We start from the raw sequence: 19,386 nt of genomic DNA, 5'->3' as shown, positions 1-19,386 counted from the left end.
AGTTCACTGAGGTCATTTTGATATGAGATTTAACAAACTATTATTAACCGTACCAGTAGCATTAAGCAGTCTACTTTTATTAACTAGTTGTGATAATAGCAAATCACAGGGCGGTAATAATCAAATACCAAAAGTAACCGTTTTTAAAGTTGAACCTTTGGACTTCACCTTAAAAATCAGTTTACCTGGTCGCGTGGTTGCGTCTCAAATTGCTGAAATTAGACCTCAGGTTGGCGGTATTGTGCTAAAACGCGAATTTGAAGAAAGTTCGAATGTCAAAGCAGGCCAATCACTTTATCAAATCGATCCAGCAATTTATCAGGCTAATTATGATAGTGCCGTTGCTAGTGTTGCCAGTGCCAAAGCGAATGCCAATATTGCGCAACTGACTTTAAAACGTTATGCAGGATTATTGACAACCAAATCGATCAGCCAACAAGATTATGATAAGGCTGCCGCTGATGCAAAACAGGCGGAAGCAAGTGTATTAGTTGCTCAAGCAGCAGAACATACAGCCAAAGTTAATTTAGATTATACGAAAGTGTATTCGCCTATTGATGGTTACATTGGTAAATCAAGTGTAACCGAAGGCGCGTTAGTGTCAGCTGGGCAAGCAAACCCGCTAGCATTAGTTCAACAGCTTGATCCGATTTATGTTGATATGACCGAAGCTGCAACCCGATATAATAAATATCTTCAAGAAGAAAACGTTATTTATGAACCAGCAAAAGGGGATAATGTAGAATTATACTTTAATGATGGGTCTAAATATGCGTTACCTGGCAATATCAAGTTTTCTGATATGACTGTTAATGAAACGACTGGAACGGTTACATTGCGATCTCAATTTGCCAATACTGAAGGCAAAATTTTACCTGGTATGTTTGTTAAACCGCAATTGACTCTTGGCTATATTAAAAATGCTGTACTTGTTCCACAACAAGGTATTACCAGTAATGTTAAAGGTGAATATACCGCTAAAATTCTAAAACCCGATAATTCAATTGAGTATCGTCAAGGTATCCAAATTTACACGGGTGTAAGTGGTTATTGGGTGGTAACTAAAGGCATTAATGTTGGAGAACAAGTTATTACAACAGGCTTACTTAACTTAACCGCTGTTGAAATGGGACAACCAATGAAAGGACAAATCGTGGGTGAGCCAGCTACTTTATCACAAGATCAGTTAGACAATATCATCAAAAACAGTATGAAATAAAACAGGGGTAGATTTAATTATGGCTAAGTTTTTTATTGATAGACCTGTTTTTGCATGGGTTATTGCTATCATGATGATGTTAGGCGGTGCTTTATGTATAAAGTTGCTAGCTGTCGAACAATATCCGGATATTGCCCCGCCTGCTGTTACCGTAACGGCAACTTATCCAGGTGCTGATGCGCAAACAATTGAAAATACAGTAACGCAGTTGATTGAACAAAATTTAACAGGTTTAGATAACTTGATTTATATGAAATCAACCAGTAGTGCACAAGGTGTGGTTCAAACTACATTAACCTTTGCACCTGGAACAAATCCTGATTTTGCGCAAGTACAAGTATTAAACAAAGTAGAAAGTATTAAATCACGCTTACCTGATAGTGTGCAAAAAAATGGGGTGTCGGTTGCTAAAAATAACACTAACTTTTTAAAGGTTATTGGTTTTTATTCGACAAACCCACAGAAAACACAAGCAGATATTGCTGACTTTGTTTATTCTACCGTACAAGATCCTATTCGTCGTGTTCAAGGGGTAGGGGATACACAGCTATTTGGTTCTGAATATGCTATGCGTATTTGGCTAGATCCAAATAAATTAAATTATTTTAATTTATCAATTGAAGAAGTTACTGCCGCAATTCAAGCACAAAATGCTCAGGTTACCGCAGGTCAATTAGGTGCTTTACCTTCGACTGAAGGCCAAGAACTTAACGCTACAATTACAGCACAATCTCGTTTAAAAACGCCTGAGCAATTTCAGAATATCTTGGTTCGCGTAAATACCGATGGTTCAAATGTCTTATTAAAAGATATTGCCAATGTTGAAATCGGTGCGGCCGATTATAATTTTATTTCTCGTTACAATGGTAATGCATCAGCAGGTCTGGGGATCTATTTAGCAACGGGTGCTAACCAATTAAATACTTCAGAACAAGTTGATAAAAAAATTCAGGAATTATCTAAAATTTTTCCCGAAGATATTAAATTTGCTTATCCTTACGATACAACACCATTTGTTAAATTGTCGATTAGTAATGTGGTTCATACATTAATTGAAGCAATTATCTTAGTTGTTATCGTAATGTATGTGTTTTTGCAAAACCTTCGTTCAACTCTAATTCCGACAATCACCGTACCGGTTGTATTATTGGGTACTTTTGCGGTGTTATATATATGTGGCTTTACTATCAATACTTTATCAATGTTCGCGATGGTATTGGCAATCGGTCTATTGGTCGACGATGCTATTGTGGTTATTGAAAATGTTGAGCGTATTATGCATGACGAAGGGTTGTCGCCTTATCAAGCAACAGTCAAGTCGATGGAACAAATAACCTCAGCATTAGTGGGGATTGCCGTAGTACTTTCGGCAGTATTTGTGCCAATGGCATTCTATGGTGGTGCTGCGGGTGGTATTTATCGTCAGTTCTCCATCACTATTGTTACGGCGATGTCACTCTCGGTTTTAATGGCGATCGTATTAACACCTGCTCTTTGTGCTCAAATTTTAAAAGCACCAGCCAAAGACGGTGTTGTAGTCAAACAAACAATCGCGGCAAAATTAGCCACTATTCCTCCATTTACTTGGTTAAGCGAATTCACTCAACGCTTTTTTGGTTGGTTTAACAACTTTTATAATAAAAGTTTACATCTATACGAAAAAGGCGTAATTAAATTTATTCGTTACCCTTTAATCAGCTTTGTTTGTTACATTCTGATTGTTATTGGCCTTATTTTTGGTTTCCAGCGCTTACCAACAGGGTTCTTGCCTAACGAAGACCAAGGTGTGCTTATTGTTATGGTAGAATTGCCACCCGGTGCGACATTAGAGCAAACCATGGCAGTATTAGATAAAACGACTAAATTTTATACGACAAAAAAAGCAGACTCTGTTAAAGAGGTATTTACCGTTGCCGGCTTTAGTATGATCGGTCGTGGTCAAAATATGGGGCTTGGTTTTATTCGATTAAAAGATTGGGACGAACGTAAACGTTCCGATCAAAAAGTCGATGCACTTGTTGCAAGTGGTTATGGATTTGCATCTACCGTTACTGATGGTCGAGTTATTATTACAAATTTACCAGCGGTACCTTCACTCGGTATGGCAAATGGTTTCTCTTATATGCTTAAAGATTCAGCTGGTCTAGGACATGAAGCATTAATGGCAACATTCTTCAAAGTGTTAGGTGCTGCTAGCCACAACCCTAGTTTGCAACAAGTTCGACCTGGTAGTATGTTAGATGTACCACAATACAAAATTAATGTTGATTTTGAAACAGCTCAAGCTTTAGGGGTATCAGTCAGTAGTGTAAATACCGTATTATCAACGGCTCTAGGTTCGGCTTATATTGATGACTTTGTCTACAATAACCGAGTTAAAAAAGTGTATTTGCAATCTGATGCACCATATCGAATGCTACCTGATGACTTTAGTTATTGGCATGTGAAAAATCAAAAAGGTGAAATGGTACCTTATGATGCTTTTGCCACCACTTCAAAAAGTTATGGTTCGCCATCGCTTGTTCGATACGATGGAGTTGCAGCAATGGGGATCAGTGGTTCTGCGGCGCCAGGTTTAAGTTCTGGTCAAGCAATGGCTATTATGGAGCAAATATCTAACGAGATATTACCTAATGGTTATACTTTTGACTGGACAGATATTTCTTATCAAGAACGCCAAACTGGTTCACAAACAACTACACTTTATATTATCTCAATAATTGTTGTGTTCTTATCATTGGCTGCACTATATGAAAGCTGGACAGTGCCAATATCCATCCTATTTGTTATACCGCTTGGTATATTAGGTACAGTTTATGCAACTATGTTTAGGGGGCTTGATAACGATATTTACTTTATCGTTGGTTTATTAACCACAATGGGCTTATCGGCTAAGAATGCTATTTTGATCGTAGAATTTGCCAAAGATGCACTTGAAAAAGAAGGTAAATCATTAATTGATGCAACACTTGAAGCATGTCGATTACGTTTACGTCCGATTTTAATGACATCATTTGCGTTCATTTTAGGTGTTTTACCACTAGCGCTCAATAGTGGTGCCGGTTCTGCAAGCCAAAATGCAGTAGGTACAGGGGTAATTGGTGGTATGTTAACCGCAACATTTTTAGCCATATTTTATGTGCCGTTATTCTTCTTGTTTGTGACAAAATTGTTTACAAAACATAAGAATAAACCTGTTTTATTAACTGAACACAATATGAGCAATGATAACAAATAGCTGTTATTAAATTACCTATACCTAACTGTTGCTAGGTATAGGTTGAATAAAAAGATTTAAAAAGTTATTTTGTTTTTTACAACTATCTATTTTAAGTGAACAAAAATGCGCTACTTTAGTTAGCGCATTTTTTATATTTACCATATTGCATTTATTTGGCTTAATAAAAAGTTTGCTAACACATTAAATTTACTAATTTCGCAATAGCATTTTTAGTAGATATACCAAAAATATAACCATAGGTCGAATCAACAATTTCAACAGTTATTAGATTATTTTTATAACCATTTTTTATATTCGCATGGTATGTATATTTTATTTGATAACGAAGCTTGCTTAAAAACTAATGAGTTAAGTTAATAATAATTAGAAGTAGAATTTTTAGAGAGGAAAAAGGGTAATCTTAATTTAGATGATTAAAACATTGATCATGTTTTTGGGGAATAAGTATTTGTTAAGCAGGATTATTTAATCATTTTATTTACAGGTTTTTATCAGCTGTTGCCCAATGTGAGCATGCGTGATTGCAATAGCTAACGCATCGGCAGCATCAGCTTGCGGACTGGCGGGTAACTTTAATAATAATTTCACCATATGTTGGACTTGCTTTTTGTCGGCTGCACCAGTCCCAACGACACTTTGTTTAACTAAACGCGCAGCGTATTCAAAAACGGGTAAATCATTATTAACAGCCGAAACAATAGCGGCACCTCTTGCTTGGCCTAATTTTAAAGCAGAATCAGCGTTACGAGCCATAAAAACCTGTTCTATTGCAAACATATCAGGTTGAAATTGCAGTATGATTTCACTCACGCCAGCATAAATACGTTTTAGACGAGTAGGTAAATCTTCAACTGCTGTTCGAATACAACCGCTACCAAGATAGGTTAAATGGCGTCCCGTTTGTTGGATTACGCCGTAACCCGTCAAACGAGAACCAGGATCGATGCCAAGAATGATGGCCATTAGAGTGTTGCTGCAACCTCGTCAGAAACTTCACCATTATGATAAACTTCTTGCACATCGTCGCAATCTTCAAGCATATCGATAAGGCGTAATAATTTAGGTGCAGATTCAATATCAAGATCAACTTTTGTCGCTGGAATCATTGAAACTTCAGCAGATTCGGCAACTAAGCCAGCCGCATCAAGTGCATCTTTAACTTCACCAAATGATTCAGGTGTTGTAAATACATCAATTGCACCATCATCATAAGTCACCACATCATCAGCACCCGCTTCAAGTGCGGCATCCATGACTTGATCTTCATCAGTTCCAGTCGGGTATGAAATTACGCCTTTTTTGGTAAATAAGTAAGAAACTGAACCATCAGTACCTAGGTTGCCGCCAGTTTTAGTAAAAGCGTGGCGAACTTCTGATACAGTACGGTTACGATTATCACTTAAGCATTCTACCATTACCGCAGTACCAGCAGGCCCATAACCTTCATAGATGATAGTTTCCATATTAGTATCATCTTCACCACCAACACCACGGGCAATTGCTCTGTTCATGGTATCACGTGTCATATTATTCGATAATGCTTTGTCCATAGCAGCACGTAGACGTGGGTTAGACGCTGGATCGCCACCACCAAGTTTTGCTGCTGTTACGAGTTCACGAATAATTTTGGTAAAGATTTTTCCGCGTTTCGCATCTTGCGCTGCTTTACGGTGTTTGGTATTGGCCCATTTACTATGACCTGCCATAAAATTCTCCAGATTAATAATTTAAAAATCGCACTATTCTAGCAAACTTTTATCAAAAATTCATTACCTATATATTGATAAGTTTTGTCCTGTGTTGGATTTATTATTGTAAGAGTGAAAAAGCTATTCGATGCAGTGCAAAACCCATTATTGTTAAAGTGGCCATATTCCCCCCTTTTTTATAACTATTTAAAAAACTATATTAAAAGCTGAATCATTTCACATTGATCAAGATCACAACTTTGCATTTTAGCTATTGCCAGCAGCATTTATTAAGTAGATGATGCATTATCGAAACGTTTCGATAGTCGTCATAATTAAACTAATACAGGGATTTAACTATGCGTAAAGGTCAATTATTTAATTCTGAAATTGTTAAAATTTTAGCTAGAATGGGGCATACCGATCAAATTGCAATAGGTGATGCAGGCTTGCCAATTGCTAATGAAACCCCACGCATTGATTTAGCATTGACTTATGGTGTGCCAACGTTTATGCAAGTTTTTCAAACCGTTTCACATGATATGCAAATCGAAAGGGTGATATTAGCGGAAGAAATCCTTGCTCATAATCCCCACATCCATCAACAAATCATCGAACAAATAAAAGAAATAGAGCAGGTTCAACATAACTGTATCGACATTTTATATGTCAGTCATGCGCAGTTAAAACAACAAACTCATCATTGTAAAGCTGTTATTCGAACAGGTGAATGTACACCTTTTGCCAATATCATTTTACAGTCAGGCGTGATTTTTTAACTTCGTTTGTAAAACAAACAAAAGAGTAATTTATGAATGAAAATCTTTTACAGCTTATCAACATCCATAAATCCTTCCCAGGCGTAAAAGCACTTGCTGGCGTTAATTTAAATGTGCGTGCAGGTCAAGTCATGGCATTGATTGGAGAAAATGGTGCGGGTAAATCTACTTTAATGAAAGTGTTGACGGGTATATACCAAAAAGATGAAGGCGAAATTATTTATTTAGGTAGCAAAGTAAACTTTCATGGACCAAAATCCTCACAAGAAGCGGGCATAGGAATTGTTCACCAAGAATTGAATTTAATACCACAACTGAGTATCGCTGAAAATATATTTTTAGGTCGTGAATTCACTAATAAATTGGGTTGCATAGATTGGCATAAAACGTATAGCGAAGCTGACAAGTTATTAGCCGAACTTCATCTTGATTATGATAGTCGACGGTTAATTAGTGATCTATCCATTGGTGAACAGCAAATGGTAGAGATTGCTAAAGTGCTAAGTTTTAATTCTAAAGTCATTATTATGGATGAACCAACCGATGCTTTAACCGATACCGAAACAACTTCTCTTTTTACCGTAATCAAAAAACTTAAGCAACAAAATTGTGGTGTTGTTTATATCTCACATCGTTTACAAGAAATTTTTGAAATTTGTGATGAAGTAACTGTTTTACGTGATGGTCAATTTGTTGGTGAAAAAAAAATAGATGAATTAAATGAAGATACACTCATTGAGATGATGGTCGGGCGTAAGCTTGAAGAGCAATATCCCAGAATCAATGTCGCTAAAGGTAATGTTACTTTAGAAGTAAAAAACTTGATTGGTCCAGGCGTTAATGATGTCAGCTTTGCTCTTCACGAAGGTGAAATACTGGGAATTTCAGGTTTAATGGGGGCGGGACGAACAGAATTAATGAAAATGATTTATGGTGCTAATCCGGCCGAATCAGGAAAAATACTATTACAAGGAAAATCGGTAAAAATTGCTTCCCCGCGTGATGGTTTGAATCAGGGAATTGTCTATATTTCGGAAGATCGCAAAAAAGATGGCCTGATTTTAGGCATGTCAGTTAAAGATAATATGTCACTGAACGCACTCAATTATTTTACCAATAAGTTCAGAAAGCTACAGTTAGCCGAAGAACAACAAGCCGTTGAGGATTTTGTCGGCTTGTTTAATATAAAAACCCCTTCTATCAATCAGATCATTGGTTTTTTATCGGGCGGTAATCAACAGAAAGTTGCTATAGCCAAAGGATTAATGACTAAACCGATGATATTAATTTTAGATGAACCCACTCGTGGCGTTGATGTTGGCGCTAAAAAAGAGATTTATCAACTTATTAATCAGTTTAAGCAACAGGGGTTAAGTGTCATTTTAGTCTCATCTGATATGCCAGAAGTACTCGGCATGAGTGATCGTATTTTAGTTATCTATGAAGGAAAAGTGACTGGGGATTTTTCAATTAACCAGGCAACACAAGAAAAACTTATGGCAGCAGCCGTTGGCAAAGCAGAGGAGAGCGCTGATGTTGCAAAATAAAAAACTTAAAAATTTATTAATTGAACAAAAATCCTTAATTACTTTATTGGTTTTAATCATTATTGTTTCTTGTTTAAGCGATAACTTTTTTACCTTAAACAACTTTTTTAACATCTTACAACAAACTTCAATCAATGCCATTATTGCAGTGGGCATGACCTTGGTCATTTTAACTTCGGGTATTGATCTGAGTGTGGGGTCAATCTTTGCATTATCTGGCGCCATTACTGCTTCGTTGATTGGGGCGGATATATCGCCATTTATTGCGATTTTTGCTTCCTTAGTTTTAGGGTGGATATTGGGAACCTTTTCAGGATTTATTATCGCCAAAGGTAAATTACAAGCATTTATTGCAACCTTAGTTATGATGCTTATTTTACGTGGTGTAACGCAAGTTTATACTAAAGGTAGCCCAATTTCGACAGGTACCAATGATAATTCGGAATTATTTGAATGGTTTGCATTTGGGCGTGTACTGGGGATTCCTGTACCAATTTTTATCATGGCAGTTGTTTTTATCGTAGCTTGGTACTTACTTAAATACACACGTCTGGGTCGTTACATTTATGCATTAGGTGGGAATGAAGCGGCAACCCGTCTATCAGGTATTAATGTTGATCGCGTTAAAATCCTTGTTTATGCAATTAGTGGTTTACTTTGTGCATTAGCTAGCACTATTGAGGTTGCTCGATTGTCTTCAGCACAACCTACAGCAGGGACAGGTTATGAAATGGATGCAATCGCAGCAGTGGTACTTGGCGGTACTAGTATGTCAGGTGGACGAGGAAAAATTTTAGGTACTTTGGTGGGGGCTTTAATTTTAGGGTTTTTAAATAATGGATTAAATATGCTAGGCGTTGATGCCTACTACCAAATGATCGTAAAAGGAGTGGTTATTTTATTAGCCGTATTAGTTGATAAAAAAACCAATAAATAAGGGTATTAAATCGAGATTTTATTTTGGGAGAAAGTTATGAAATTTAGAAAAATGATGGCAGCTGTGATTGCTTCTGCACTAAGTGTTTGTATTGCTTTTCAAGCCTCAGCGAAAGAGCGCATCGCTTTAGTTGTTTCAACGTTGAATAATCCTTTTTTTGTTACCTTAAAAGATGGTGCCGTAAATAAAGCGAAAGAATTGGGTTACGACTTAGTAGTCTTAGATTCACAAAATAACCCTGCTAAAGAGCTAGCTAACGTTGAAGACACCATTGTTAAAGGCGCTAAAATCATTTTGATTAACCCTACTGATTCTGAAGCGGTTGGTAACGCCGTACTGGCGGCTAATAAAGCCGGTATTGCGGTTATTACACTTGATCGTGCTTCAGTCAAAGGCGATGTAGTGAGTCATGTTGCCTCTGACAATGTTGCTGGTGGCAAAATGGCCGGTGACTTTATTTTTGAAAAATTGGGGGCTAATGCCAAAGTGATACAATTGCAAGGTATTGTTGGGACATCTGCTTCTCGTGAACGAGGTGAGGGTTTTGTCAAATCTGTGCAAGCAAATCAATTGGCTATTTTAACAGCACAACCGGCAGACTTTGATCGCGCTAAAGGGATGAACGTAATGCAAAATCTTTTAACTGCTTATCCGGCTGTGCAAGCCGTATTTGCAGAAAATGACGAAATGGCATTAGGTGCTGTGCGCGCCATACAAACTGCAGGTCGTAATGATATTATCGTAGTTGGTTTTGATGGTACTGATGATGGTGTTAAATCAGTACAACGCGGAAAAATGGCCGCAACTGTCGCTCAGCAACCCGACAAAATCGGCTCAATAGGTATTGAAATTGCTGATAAAGTAATAAAAGGTGAAAAGGTTGATGCAAAAATTCCTGTAGAATTAAAACTGATAACTCAATAAAATTATCAAGGACGCATGAGTGCGTCCAATTTCTAGTTGATTAGGAACAAAATATATGAATAGTAAAAAATTAATTGTACTTGGTAGTGTCAATATCGATCATATCTTAAATGTCAATGAGTTTCCCAAACCAGGTGAAACATTAACAGGTACACATTATAAGATCGCGTATGGCGGCAAAGGAGCCAATCAAGCCGTAGCCGCTGGACGCCTCGGTGCGAATGTGCAATTTATTGCGGCTGTTGGTAACGATGATTTAGGCAAAAACTTTAAAAAGCAGCTACAAAGCGATCATATTGATACCCGTTCTGTTGCCGTAATCGACCAAGAAAATACTGGTGTTGCGCTTATTTTGGTCAATCAAGAAGGTGAAAACCAAATTGCAATATATGCTGGAGCGAATGCTGCTGTCACACCAGAGTATTTAGATCAATTTGCTGACGATATCACAAAAGCTGATGCAGTTTTAATGCAACTTGAAACGCCATTAGCAACCGTTGAGCAAGCTGCCAAGTTGGCTAAACAAAATAATACACAAGTCATTTTAAATCCTGCGCCCGCACAAAAATTATCTGATGAATTACTCGCCCATGTTGATATCATTACGCCAAATGAAACAGAAGCAGAGTTTTTAACTGGTATAAAAATTATTACCGAGCAAGATGCACAGCAAGCAGCACAATTATTACATGATAAAGGGATCCATACTGTGATTATCACTTTGGGAAGTAAAGGCGCTTGGGTGAGTCATGCACAAAATGGCGTAATAGTACCAGGGTTTCGTGTTAACGCTGTTGATACAATTGGTGCTGGTGATACCTTTAATGGAATGTTGGTTACCGCGTTGCTAGAGGGCAAAGATCTAAAACAAGCGGTTTATTATGCACATGCAGCTGGGGCACTATCTGTAACTAAAGCAGGTGCACAAACATCCATACCAACACGAAAAGACGTCGATAATTTTATTCAATCACAACATTTATCAATGAGAAATTAACACTTGGCTACCATGAAAGATATCGCAAATTATGCGAAAGTATCTACTTCAACCGTTTCTCATGTTATTAATAACGATCGCTATGTAAGTCCAGCTATTCGCAGTAAGGTTGAGTCTGCAATAAAACAGCTAAACTACACGCCATCAGCAATTGCACGTAGTTTAAAAAGTAATAAAACCTTTACTATTGGCATGTTAGTCACCACAAGTAATAACCCTTTTTACGCTGAGGTAGTGCAAGGTGTCGAGCGTAGCTGTTATGAACTCGGTTATAATTTAATTTTATGTAATACTGAGGGCGATCAGCAACGAATGCTCAACAATATTGAACATTTGTTACAAAAACGTGTTGATGGTCTATTAGCTATGTGCACGGAAACGTACTCTTTTCCGGAACAAATTTTTGACCGTTATCCTAAGTTACCTATGGTCATGATGGACTGGACACCTTTTAAAGGCGTGTGTGATACGATTCAAGATAATTCATTTTATGGCGCAACATTAGCGACCCAGTATCTGATTGAACAGAATTATCAACGTATTGCTTGTATTACCGGACCATTGAACAATACTCAGGCGCAATCGCGCCTTCAAGGGTATCGTCAAACGATGCAGGACGCGCAATTAACCATTTTGCCAGATTACGAAGCGCAGGGCGATTTTCGATTCGCTTCCGGCATTGTGGCAATGCAGCATTTATTACAGTTGCCAATTCCGCCACAAGCGGTTTTTTGCTCTAATGATGCTATGGCTATTGGTGCTTATCAGGCTCTATATCGTAATGGTTTAAAGGTGGGAGAAGATATTGCTATTATGGGTTATGATGATATAGAAATTGCACAATATATTGCCCCACCGTTGACAACAATCCATCAACCCAAACAAGAGTTAGGACAATTAGCAGTTGAAACCTTATTAAATCGATTACATCATCCTAATGATAAACTGCATACTTTAACGTTAACACCAACGTTAGTTAAGCGTTTATCTGCCTAATTTTTATTTAAGCGAGTTGTTCTAAAAACGTTAAGTTCAATTGAATAATGATTGATACATGATAGTAAAAAAGCGCCTGATTCGGCGCTTTTGGATTATAAAACAAGATATCAATAAAGAGTTGATTAACTCATTCCATATTGTTTTAATTTTTTGCGTAAAGTACCACGATTAATACCAAGCATATTGGCAGCTCTGGTTTGATTGCCACGGGTGTATTGCATAACCATATCAAGGAATGGGTGTTCAACTTCAGCTAACACTAATTCATATAAATCAGTAGGATCTTCACCATTTAGTTGTGATAAATAGTTTTTTAAAGCCTGCTTTACTGAATCTCGCAATGGTTTTTGTGTTATTTGGTCTTGTGAGTTTACAGTTGTAAATTTAAGTGCTGCAGCTGTAACGCGTTGTTCTGACATAGTATTTTTAACTCTTTTGGTTGTTTCTAATTTGACTAAAAAATGCTTTTAGTGTTTTAACTTGCTCACTTGTATTGCTAAGTACACTAAATAAGCGCCTAAATTGATCGCTATCAGCATAATAGTTGGTATACCAATTTACATGCTTTCTGGCAATCCGTAATCCTTTGTATTCTCCATAAAATTGATAAAGGTCATCAAGGTGTGTTAACACGATTTGCTCCACTTCATCAATTGTTTTTCTTTTTTTTAACTGTCCATGTGTTAAATAGAATGCAATTTCTTCAAATATCCAAGGTTGCCCTTGTGCCGCTCGGCCGATCATTATAGCATCAGCTTGCGTATATTGAAAAACATCTTTTGCTTGTTCCGGTGTACAAATATCGCCATTAGCAATGACAGGAATTGTCACATGTTGTTTTACTGCTCTAATCGACTCATATTCAGCTTCACCTTTGAATAAGCAAGCACGTGTTCTTCCGTGTATGGTTATTGCCTTAATACCACAATCCTGTGCAATTTGTGCGATTTCAATGCAATTTCTATGATTTTTATCCCATCCAGTCCGCGTTTTCAAAGTTACCGGTACATCAACAGCACCAACAACTTTTTGCAAAATCTTTCTAATTAGCTCCGGATGCTGCATTAAAGCCGATCCCGCTAATTTTTTATTCACTTTTTTTGCTGGACACCCCATATTAATATCGATTAACTCAGCGCCATGTTTGACATTAAATTCGGCTGCTTTTGCCATTTCGTCGGGATCTGACCCCACGATTTGAACAGCTCGCACACCAATATCATCTGTTGACACCATACGTAATGCCGATTTATCTGTATGCCAAACATCTGAATTTGCTAAGAACATTTCTGATACTGTCATTCCAGCGCCATATTGATAGCATAGATGACGAAATGGTTTATCGCTAATTCCAGCCATTGGTGCAGCAATTAAATTGTTTTTTAATTTGACCTCACCAATGCTAAGCAAATTGAGGCCGGCTATATTACGCATTTTTTCTCGAAGTTAAAAGGGGTAATGTCAAATTTTTACTTTTTTTTGCCAGTTATACGGCACCATTCATCTTGCTCAATAACTGGATCTAACTCAAAATGTGCTTGATAAGCTAAGCAAACACTTTGTGCCTGCGATGCCAAAATACCGGATAATCCCAATAGCCCACTTGGTTTAACCAGCTTATTTATGTTTGGTTCGAGTTCTTTTAATGGTCCGGCTAAAATATTGGCAACAATAACATCTGCCTGTAAATTATTGGGTATATCGTTGGCAAGATAAAGCTGTAAATTATTGCTAACATTATTACGCTCAGCATTGTCACGACTAGCTTCGATAGCTTGTGGATCGATATCGATACCAATAACCTGTTTTGCGCCTAATTTTAATGCGGCAATGGCCAAAATACCAGAACCACAACCGTAATCAATCACAATTTTATTGTTGAGATCTAGACCGTCTAACCAAGTTAAGCATAATGCTGTAGTTGGGTGGGTTCCGGTTCCAAATGCTAGACCGGGATCTAACATCACATTAACCGCATTAGGATCGGGCACGTCTCGCCAACTTGGGCAGATCCAAAGTCTTTTTCCAAACTGCATAGGATGAAAGTTATCCATCCATTCTCGTTCCCAATCTTTGTCTTCTAATTGTTCAATTTTATAAGAATATTGGTCTAAATTTAGTATCGATTTTAACTCATTAATCTCTGTTTGAGCATCATAAAGCCCGATTACATCGGTGTTTCCCCAAAGTTTAGTTTCACCAGGTAAAGGTTCAAAAACAGGATTGTCATAAGTATCTTGAAAAGTGACTGATACAGCTCCCGATTCTTCTAGTTGTTCGCTGATTTGTTCAGCTAATTCATTAGTCGTATTAATTCTGAGTTGAATCCAAGGCATAATTTTTTCCTTTGTTGCCAAACATATTGGCTATAATAAAAACCACTAATCCAATAATTAAAGAAGGCACAATTGGGTGGAATGACAATAACTTAATATCATAACTGGCTAATAGTGTATAACTTATTGCACCAGCCAGCATTGAGCAGAGTGCCCCTGTGGCATTGGCTTTTTTCCAATATAATCCGAGTACTAAAGGCCATAAAAACACCGCTTCAAGCCCACCAAAAGCAAGTAAATTTAGCCAAATTATCATGTTAGGTGGATTCCAAGCGGCAAAAATGAGTAAACCACCAAAAATAAAGGTAATGGTAACTGAAATACGCGTTAATAATTTATCACTTAAATTGCTATTGCTTTTAATACTTAAAAAAAGATCTTTAATCAGAACGGATGATACTTGCAATAACTGCGCATTGATTGTTGACATGATCGCAGCTAATGGTGCAGCTAAAAAGATCCCCGCAGCAAAAGGCGGTAATACATTAATAATTAATGTTGGTACAATTTGATCTGGTATTGTTAAATCATCAATGATTGCTCGGCCCAAGCTACCAGATAAGTGCATCGTTAACATGATGATTGTGACAACAATTGTACCAATAATAATTCCCTGATGCACTGCTTTACTATCTTTATACGCCATGCAACGCACCGCAGTATGAGGTAACCCCACCACGCCAAAGCAGACTAACACCCAAAATGAAGCCATAAACGGAAAATCCATAAAATGGTTTGGGCCTTGTGGTGTAAGCAGTGCTGGATCAATTTCTTGTAGTCGATGAATAATCGTTGTCATGCCGCCGCCTGCATAAATAATCGCGCCAAGCAATAAAACGGCACCAATGATCATAACTAAACCTTGGAATGCATCATTTAATATACTTGCTCTAAAACCACCAAAAGCCGTATAAATAACGGTACCAATACCAAATATTAGTAATCCGCTATGGTAGGGAATACCTACTGATGATTCAAGCAGACGAGCGCCGCCAACAAATTGGACAGTCATAGCACCAATAAAAGCCACTATTAACGCGATACTTGCAAACCAAACGATGGTTTTACTTTTGTAATGCGCATAAAGCATATCGCTTAAGGTAATAGCATTATATTGACGTGCTAAAATAGCAAATTTTTTACCTAAAATGCCTAATGATAACAATACGGTAGGAACTTGAATCATGGATAACAACACCCAACCTAAACCATATTTATAAGCAGCGCCAGGTCCACCAATAAACGAACTTGCGCTAATATAAGTTGCCGCAAGCGTCATGGCGAGTAAAAAGCCCCCCATGGTTCGATTACCAATAAAATAATCGGTAAATTGATTGACCTTTTTTCGCTTTATATAAGCATAGAGCGATAATGCAAATACAAAAATCAGGTAGATAACCAGTGGTAAAATAATATCGAAATGCATGGTTTGAATCACTTAGTCTGTTCTAAAGAGATATCTTTGAATTGAGATTTTACAACAATAATACATAACAAAATAAAAGCTAAAGGTGTCATTATGCAAGATAGTTCAAACCACAATGGTAAACCCCAAAAGCCTATTTTGTTGCCCACGCAATAAGCGCAAATAATCCAAGCAATGAGGTAAATAGCCGTTAACAGCAATGATAACTTAGCTTCTTTTTTAGCTTGCTTAAAGCGAGTATCCATATTATACAAATTGCCGATAAATAAAAGGTGGCTTAGAGTAAAAGAAACCGTAAAACTTAGCAAGTATATTGCAATTTATGCAATATAATATTTTAAATATATCAATTTTAGCAATAAAAAATTTACTATATAGTGTAGGGCATATCAATTATGAATTACTCAACTCATGGAGAGAACAATGTCAAATTACTTCAATACTCTAAATTTACGTGAAAAGTTACATCAACTTGGTCAATGTCGCTTTATGGCGCGTGACGAGTTTGCATCTGAAGCCAATTTTTTGAAAGGTAAAAAAATTGTTATAGTTGGTTGTGGTGCGCAAGGCCTTAACCAAGGCCTTAATATGCGCGATTCTGGTTTAGATATTGCCTACGCTCTACGTAAAGAGGCGATTGCTGAAAAACGCGCATCTTGGAAAAAAGCGACTGAAAATGGTTTTAAAGTCGGCACCTACGAAGACTTAATTCCGACAGCTGATCTTGTTATTAATTTAACGCCAGACAAACAACATTCAGCTGTTGTCAAAGCTGTGCAACCACTGATGAAACAAGGCGCTGCACTGGGTTATTCTCATGGGTTTAACATTGTTGAAGTGGGCGAAAAGATTCGTTCGGATATTACTGTTGTTATGGTTGCCCCTAAATGCCCAGGTACCGAAGTACGTGAAGAGTATAAACGTGGCTTTGGCGTGCCAACGCTTATCGCTGTTCATCCAGAAAACGATCCAAAAGGTGAAGGTTTAGCCATTGCTAAAGCGTGGGCTGCTGCAACTGGTGGTCATCGTGCTGGTGTTTTACAATCTTCATTTGTAGCCGAAGTAAAATCAGACTTAATGGGTGAACAAACAATTCTTTGTGGTATGTTACAAACGGGATCACTACTTTGCTTTGATAAACTTGTTGCTGATGGCGTTGATCCTGCTTATGCTTGTAAATTATTGCAATTCGGTTGGGAAACCATTACAGAAGCGTTAAAACAAGGTGGCATAACGTTAATGATGGATCGTTTATCTAACCCAGCTAAATTACGCGCTAATGCTCTAGCAAAAGAGTTAAAAGTTATCATGACTGATCTTTATCGTAAACACATGGATGATATTATTTCTGGTGAATTTTCTGCAACGATGATGAAAGACTGGGCAAATGATGATGCTAACTTATTAAAATGGCGTAAAGAAACCGGCGAAACAGCATTTGAAAAAGCGGCTGAATATCAAGGAAAGATTGATGAACAAGCTTACTTTGATCAAGGTGTTGTCATGATTGCGATGGTCAAAGCGGGCGTTGAACTTGCATTTGAAACCATGCTCGAATCAGGTATTTTAGCTGAATCAGCTTATTATGAGTCATTGCACGAATTACCACTTATAGCTAATACTATTGCGCGTAAACGCCTGTATGAAATGAATGTGGTTATTTCAGATACAGCAGAATATGGTAACTACTTATTTGCTAATGCCGCAATACCTTTATTAAAAGAAAAATTTATGCCAATGTTACAATCGGGTGATCTTGGCAAAGCTATTCCAGAAGGTAGTGTTGACAATGCACAATTACGTGATGTAAACGAAGAAATTCGTAATCATCCAATTGAAATTATTGGTCGTAAATTACGTAGCTATATGACTGACATGAAGCGTATAAATGTAGCAAGTTAATTAGCTATCCCAACTAATAAAAGGTGTCTAATGACACCTTTTATTATTTTGAAGTAAGTATCCTCTATTGTTTGAATAAACGTTGACGTTATATCGACTAATATTAATCGTGTATATCAAAATCCTATTACAGGATTGATGATAACAGTAATAAGTAATACGAATTTTTACTTACAACTAACTTCAACTTTAACAAACGCTCGTTAATATGCGGTAACATTTGATTGGATAATAGTGACTTAACTTACTTGGTTATAGGCATGTTTTAGAATTTTTTGGCAGTTAATAACGCTATGGCATAGCGCATTTCTTACTGAAATCTGAGTCTTAATACTCTTTTTATTTAAAAAAACGTTTAAGTTTTTGCAAGACGCTGTAGTGAGTTAGAAAGCTATTTAAAAGTTTGTCGAACGCTATGCAAATAAAAAAGCATAATGATTTTATCAACACCCCGCCCTACAGTTAAACAATGCATTGATCGCGTTACCCATAACTGCTGACATCGTTGTGAATTCAAACTATTTTTACTCAACTGAGCTATATTTATCTACACTATATATGTTAGTGAACTCGATGGCAAAGGCTCGGCGCTATTTACAGGCTTTATAAACTACCTATACGGCAGTGAACTTGGTTAGCAAATCCCAATCGTCGAATCTTTCTAAACTACCTATACACGTTAATCTACAACTAAGCTCCTCCGCTTCTTTTTTGCCCCCTACAGAGTAGTGAATAAAAATACTGACTAATAGTAAAAATTACTTGGTTTTAATGAATTGTCCTATCTTGGGTGTGAATAAACTCAATGTTAAAAAGTGAAACTTATTTATTACGTTAGTCACAAGTTATCAGCAATATATTGATATTATTGATTTTATTTTCTTACTGTAACCTGATTAATTGATTAATTTGCAGCTAAGGGTTATAAGATTATAAATAAATTTTAGCTTTATTACAGCTGAATAAATAAACCAAAAAATTACCCTTGTTTTAACCCTTTTTTTTAGCCTATTTTAAAAATTAATAAAATCAATAGATTAAAAATAGCTACAAAAAAAGGGTTTTTAAAAGTAAAAATATCATTTACCTTTATCTGAACAACGATTATAGTAGGTCGTACTCTAGTTCACTACCGTGTAGGTAGTTTAGAAAGATGAATCCGCCTATTGATTTGCGTTTTTTCCGTTCACTACCGTGTAGGTAGTTTAGAAAATGATCGGCTGTGATAATTTAATTTCTTTCATGTTCACTGCCGTGTAGGTAGTTTAGAAAACTTTATCTTGAGGAATTAGCAGATTGGATTAGTTCACTGCCGTGTAGGTAGTTTAGAAATTCATCGCGCACAGTAAAATGGTATACGTTATGTTCACTGCCGTGTAGGTAGTTTAGAA

Annotated in this window: 16 protein-coding genes and 1 CRISPR repeat array (1 of these 17 cut by a window edge); of the genes, 9 read left to right on the top strand and 7 right to left on the bottom strand. The window is 37.0% G+C overall.

Going from position 1 to position 19,386, the window contains the following annotated elements; translation table 11 throughout:
* Positions 1–22 precede the first annotated feature (22 nt).
* Both J3U56_RS10185 and J3U56_RS10180 read left to right on the top strand, forming a co-directional pair.
* Positions 23–1,219 carry an efflux RND transporter periplasmic adaptor subunit gene (locus J3U56_RS10185; protein ID WP_267343495.1) on the top strand — a complete coding sequence of 399 codons (1,197 nt, stop codon included), beginning with the start codon at positions 23–25 and terminating at the stop codon, positions 1,217–1,219.
* A 19-nt stretch (positions 1,220–1,238) separates the two neighbouring features.
* A complete protein-coding gene (locus J3U56_RS10180) occupies positions 1,239–4,457 on the top strand; it encodes an efflux RND transporter permease subunit (RefSeq protein ID WP_267333425.1) in 3,219 nt (1,072 codons plus the stop codon).
* 477 nt (positions 4,458–4,934) lie between these two features.
* Here the strand turns inward: J3U56_RS10180 and ruvC are convergent, their stop codons facing one another.
* The gene (ruvC, locus tag J3U56_RS10175) at positions 4,935–5,423 is read right to left on the bottom strand and encodes a crossover junction endodeoxyribonuclease RuvC (RefSeq protein ID WP_267333426.1); all 489 of its coding nucleotides are present in this window, start codon (positions 5,421–5,423) and stop codon (positions 4,935–4,937) included.
* A complete protein-coding gene (locus tag J3U56_RS10170) occupies positions 5,423–6,166 on the bottom strand; it encodes a YebC/PmpR family DNA-binding transcriptional regulator (protein WP_267333427.1) in 744 nt (247 codons plus the stop codon). Before J3U56_RS10170 ends, ruvC begins: the two co-directional genes overlap by 1 nt.
* A gap of 341 nt (positions 6,167–6,507) precedes the next feature.
* On the opposite strand from J3U56_RS10170, the gene rbsD reads away from it, so the two are divergent.
* From rbsD to rbsR, 6 genes are read left to right on the top strand one after another with little or no spacing between them, the layout of a single operon-like run.
* Entirely contained in the window at positions 6,508–6,927 is a 420-nt protein-coding gene (rbsD, locus tag J3U56_RS10165) for a D-ribose pyranase (protein WP_267333428.1), read from the top strand.
* A gap of 32 nt (positions 6,928–6,959) precedes the next feature.
* Positions 6,960–8,474, top strand: a complete 1,515-nt coding sequence (gene rbsA / locus J3U56_RS10160; protein WP_267367570.1) for a ribose ABC transporter ATP-binding protein RbsA — start codon at positions 6,960–6,962, stop codon at positions 8,472–8,474.
* Entirely contained in the window at positions 8,461–9,411 is a 951-nt protein-coding gene (gene rbsC / locus J3U56_RS10155; RefSeq protein ID WP_267333430.1) for a ribose ABC transporter permease, read from the top strand. The genes rbsA and rbsC overlap by 14 nt, the downstream gene beginning before the upstream one ends.
* Positions 9,412–9,447: 36 nt before the next feature.
* Positions 9,448–10,335 carry a ribose ABC transporter substrate-binding protein RbsB gene (rbsB, locus tag J3U56_RS10150; RefSeq protein ID WP_267333431.1) on the top strand — a complete coding sequence of 296 codons (888 nt, stop codon included), beginning with the start codon at positions 9,448–9,450 and terminating at the stop codon, positions 10,333–10,335.
* Positions 10,336–10,390: 55 nt separating this feature from the next.
* Positions 10,391–11,332: a ribokinase gene (rbsK, locus tag J3U56_RS10145; RefSeq protein ID WP_267367568.1), complete on the top strand. Its 942-nt coding sequence runs from the start codon at positions 10,391–10,393 to the stop codon at positions 11,330–11,332.
* Positions 11,333–11,335: 3 nt separating this feature from the next.
* Positions 11,336–12,328 carry a ribose operon transcriptional repressor RbsR gene (gene rbsR, locus J3U56_RS10140; RefSeq protein ID WP_416380348.1) on the top strand — a complete coding sequence of 331 codons (993 nt, stop codon included), beginning with the start codon at positions 11,336–11,338 and terminating at the stop codon, positions 12,326–12,328.
* Positions 12,329–12,453: 125 nt separating this feature from the next.
* Here the strand turns inward: rbsR and fis are convergent, their stop codons facing one another.
* Genes fis through J3U56_RS10115 form a run of 5 tightly spaced genes read right to left on the bottom strand, consistent with a single transcriptional unit; the run spans position 12,454 to position 16,338 of the window.
* Complete coding sequence (gene fis, locus J3U56_RS10135; RefSeq protein ID WP_034883623.1) at positions 12,454–12,750, bottom strand: DNA-binding transcriptional regulator Fis; 297 nt, start codon at positions 12,748–12,750, stop codon at positions 12,454–12,456.
* A 7-nt stretch (positions 12,751–12,757) separates the two neighbouring features.
* Positions 12,758–13,765, bottom strand: a complete 1,008-nt coding sequence (dusB, locus tag J3U56_RS10130) for a tRNA dihydrouridine synthase DusB (RefSeq protein WP_267367564.1) — start codon at positions 13,763–13,765, stop codon at positions 12,758–12,760.
* 35 nt (positions 13,766–13,800) lie between these two features.
* Positions 13,801–14,667, bottom strand: coding sequence for a 50S ribosomal protein L11 methyltransferase (gene prmA, locus J3U56_RS10125; RefSeq protein WP_267333435.1), 867 nt, complete (start codon positions 14,665–14,667; stop codon positions 13,801–13,803).
* A complete protein-coding gene (gene panF, locus J3U56_RS10120; protein ID WP_416379578.1) occupies positions 14,642–16,093 on the bottom strand; it encodes a sodium/pantothenate symporter in 1,452 nt (483 codons plus the stop codon). The genes prmA and panF overlap by 26 nt, the downstream gene beginning before the upstream one ends.
* Positions 16,094–16,101: 8 nt before the next feature.
* Complete coding sequence (locus J3U56_RS10115) at positions 16,102–16,338, bottom strand: YhdT family protein (protein ID WP_065634883.1); 237 nt, start codon at positions 16,336–16,338, stop codon at positions 16,102–16,104.
* Positions 16,339–16,516: 178 nt separating this feature from the next.
* Here J3U56_RS10115 and ilvC point away from each other — a divergent pair, with 178 nt between their 5' ends.
* Entirely contained in the window at positions 16,517–17,995 is a 1,479-nt protein-coding gene (ilvC, locus tag J3U56_RS10110) for a ketol-acid reductoisomerase (RefSeq protein ID WP_267333438.1), read from the top strand.
* 1,124 nt (positions 17,996–19,119) lie between these two features.
* Positions 19,120–19,386: a CRISPR direct-repeat array (repeat unit 28 nt; unit sequence GTTCACTACCGTGTAGGTAGTTTAGAAA) (it continues 181 nt past the right edge of the window).

The sequence above is a fragment of the Gilliamella sp. B2824 genome (genome assembly GCF_026536245.1).
Lineage (GTDB): Bacteria > Pseudomonadota > Gammaproteobacteria > Enterobacterales > Orbaceae > Gilliamella.
Note: the sequence above shows the minus strand (reverse complement) of the source record. Positions and strands in the feature narration are given on the sequence as shown.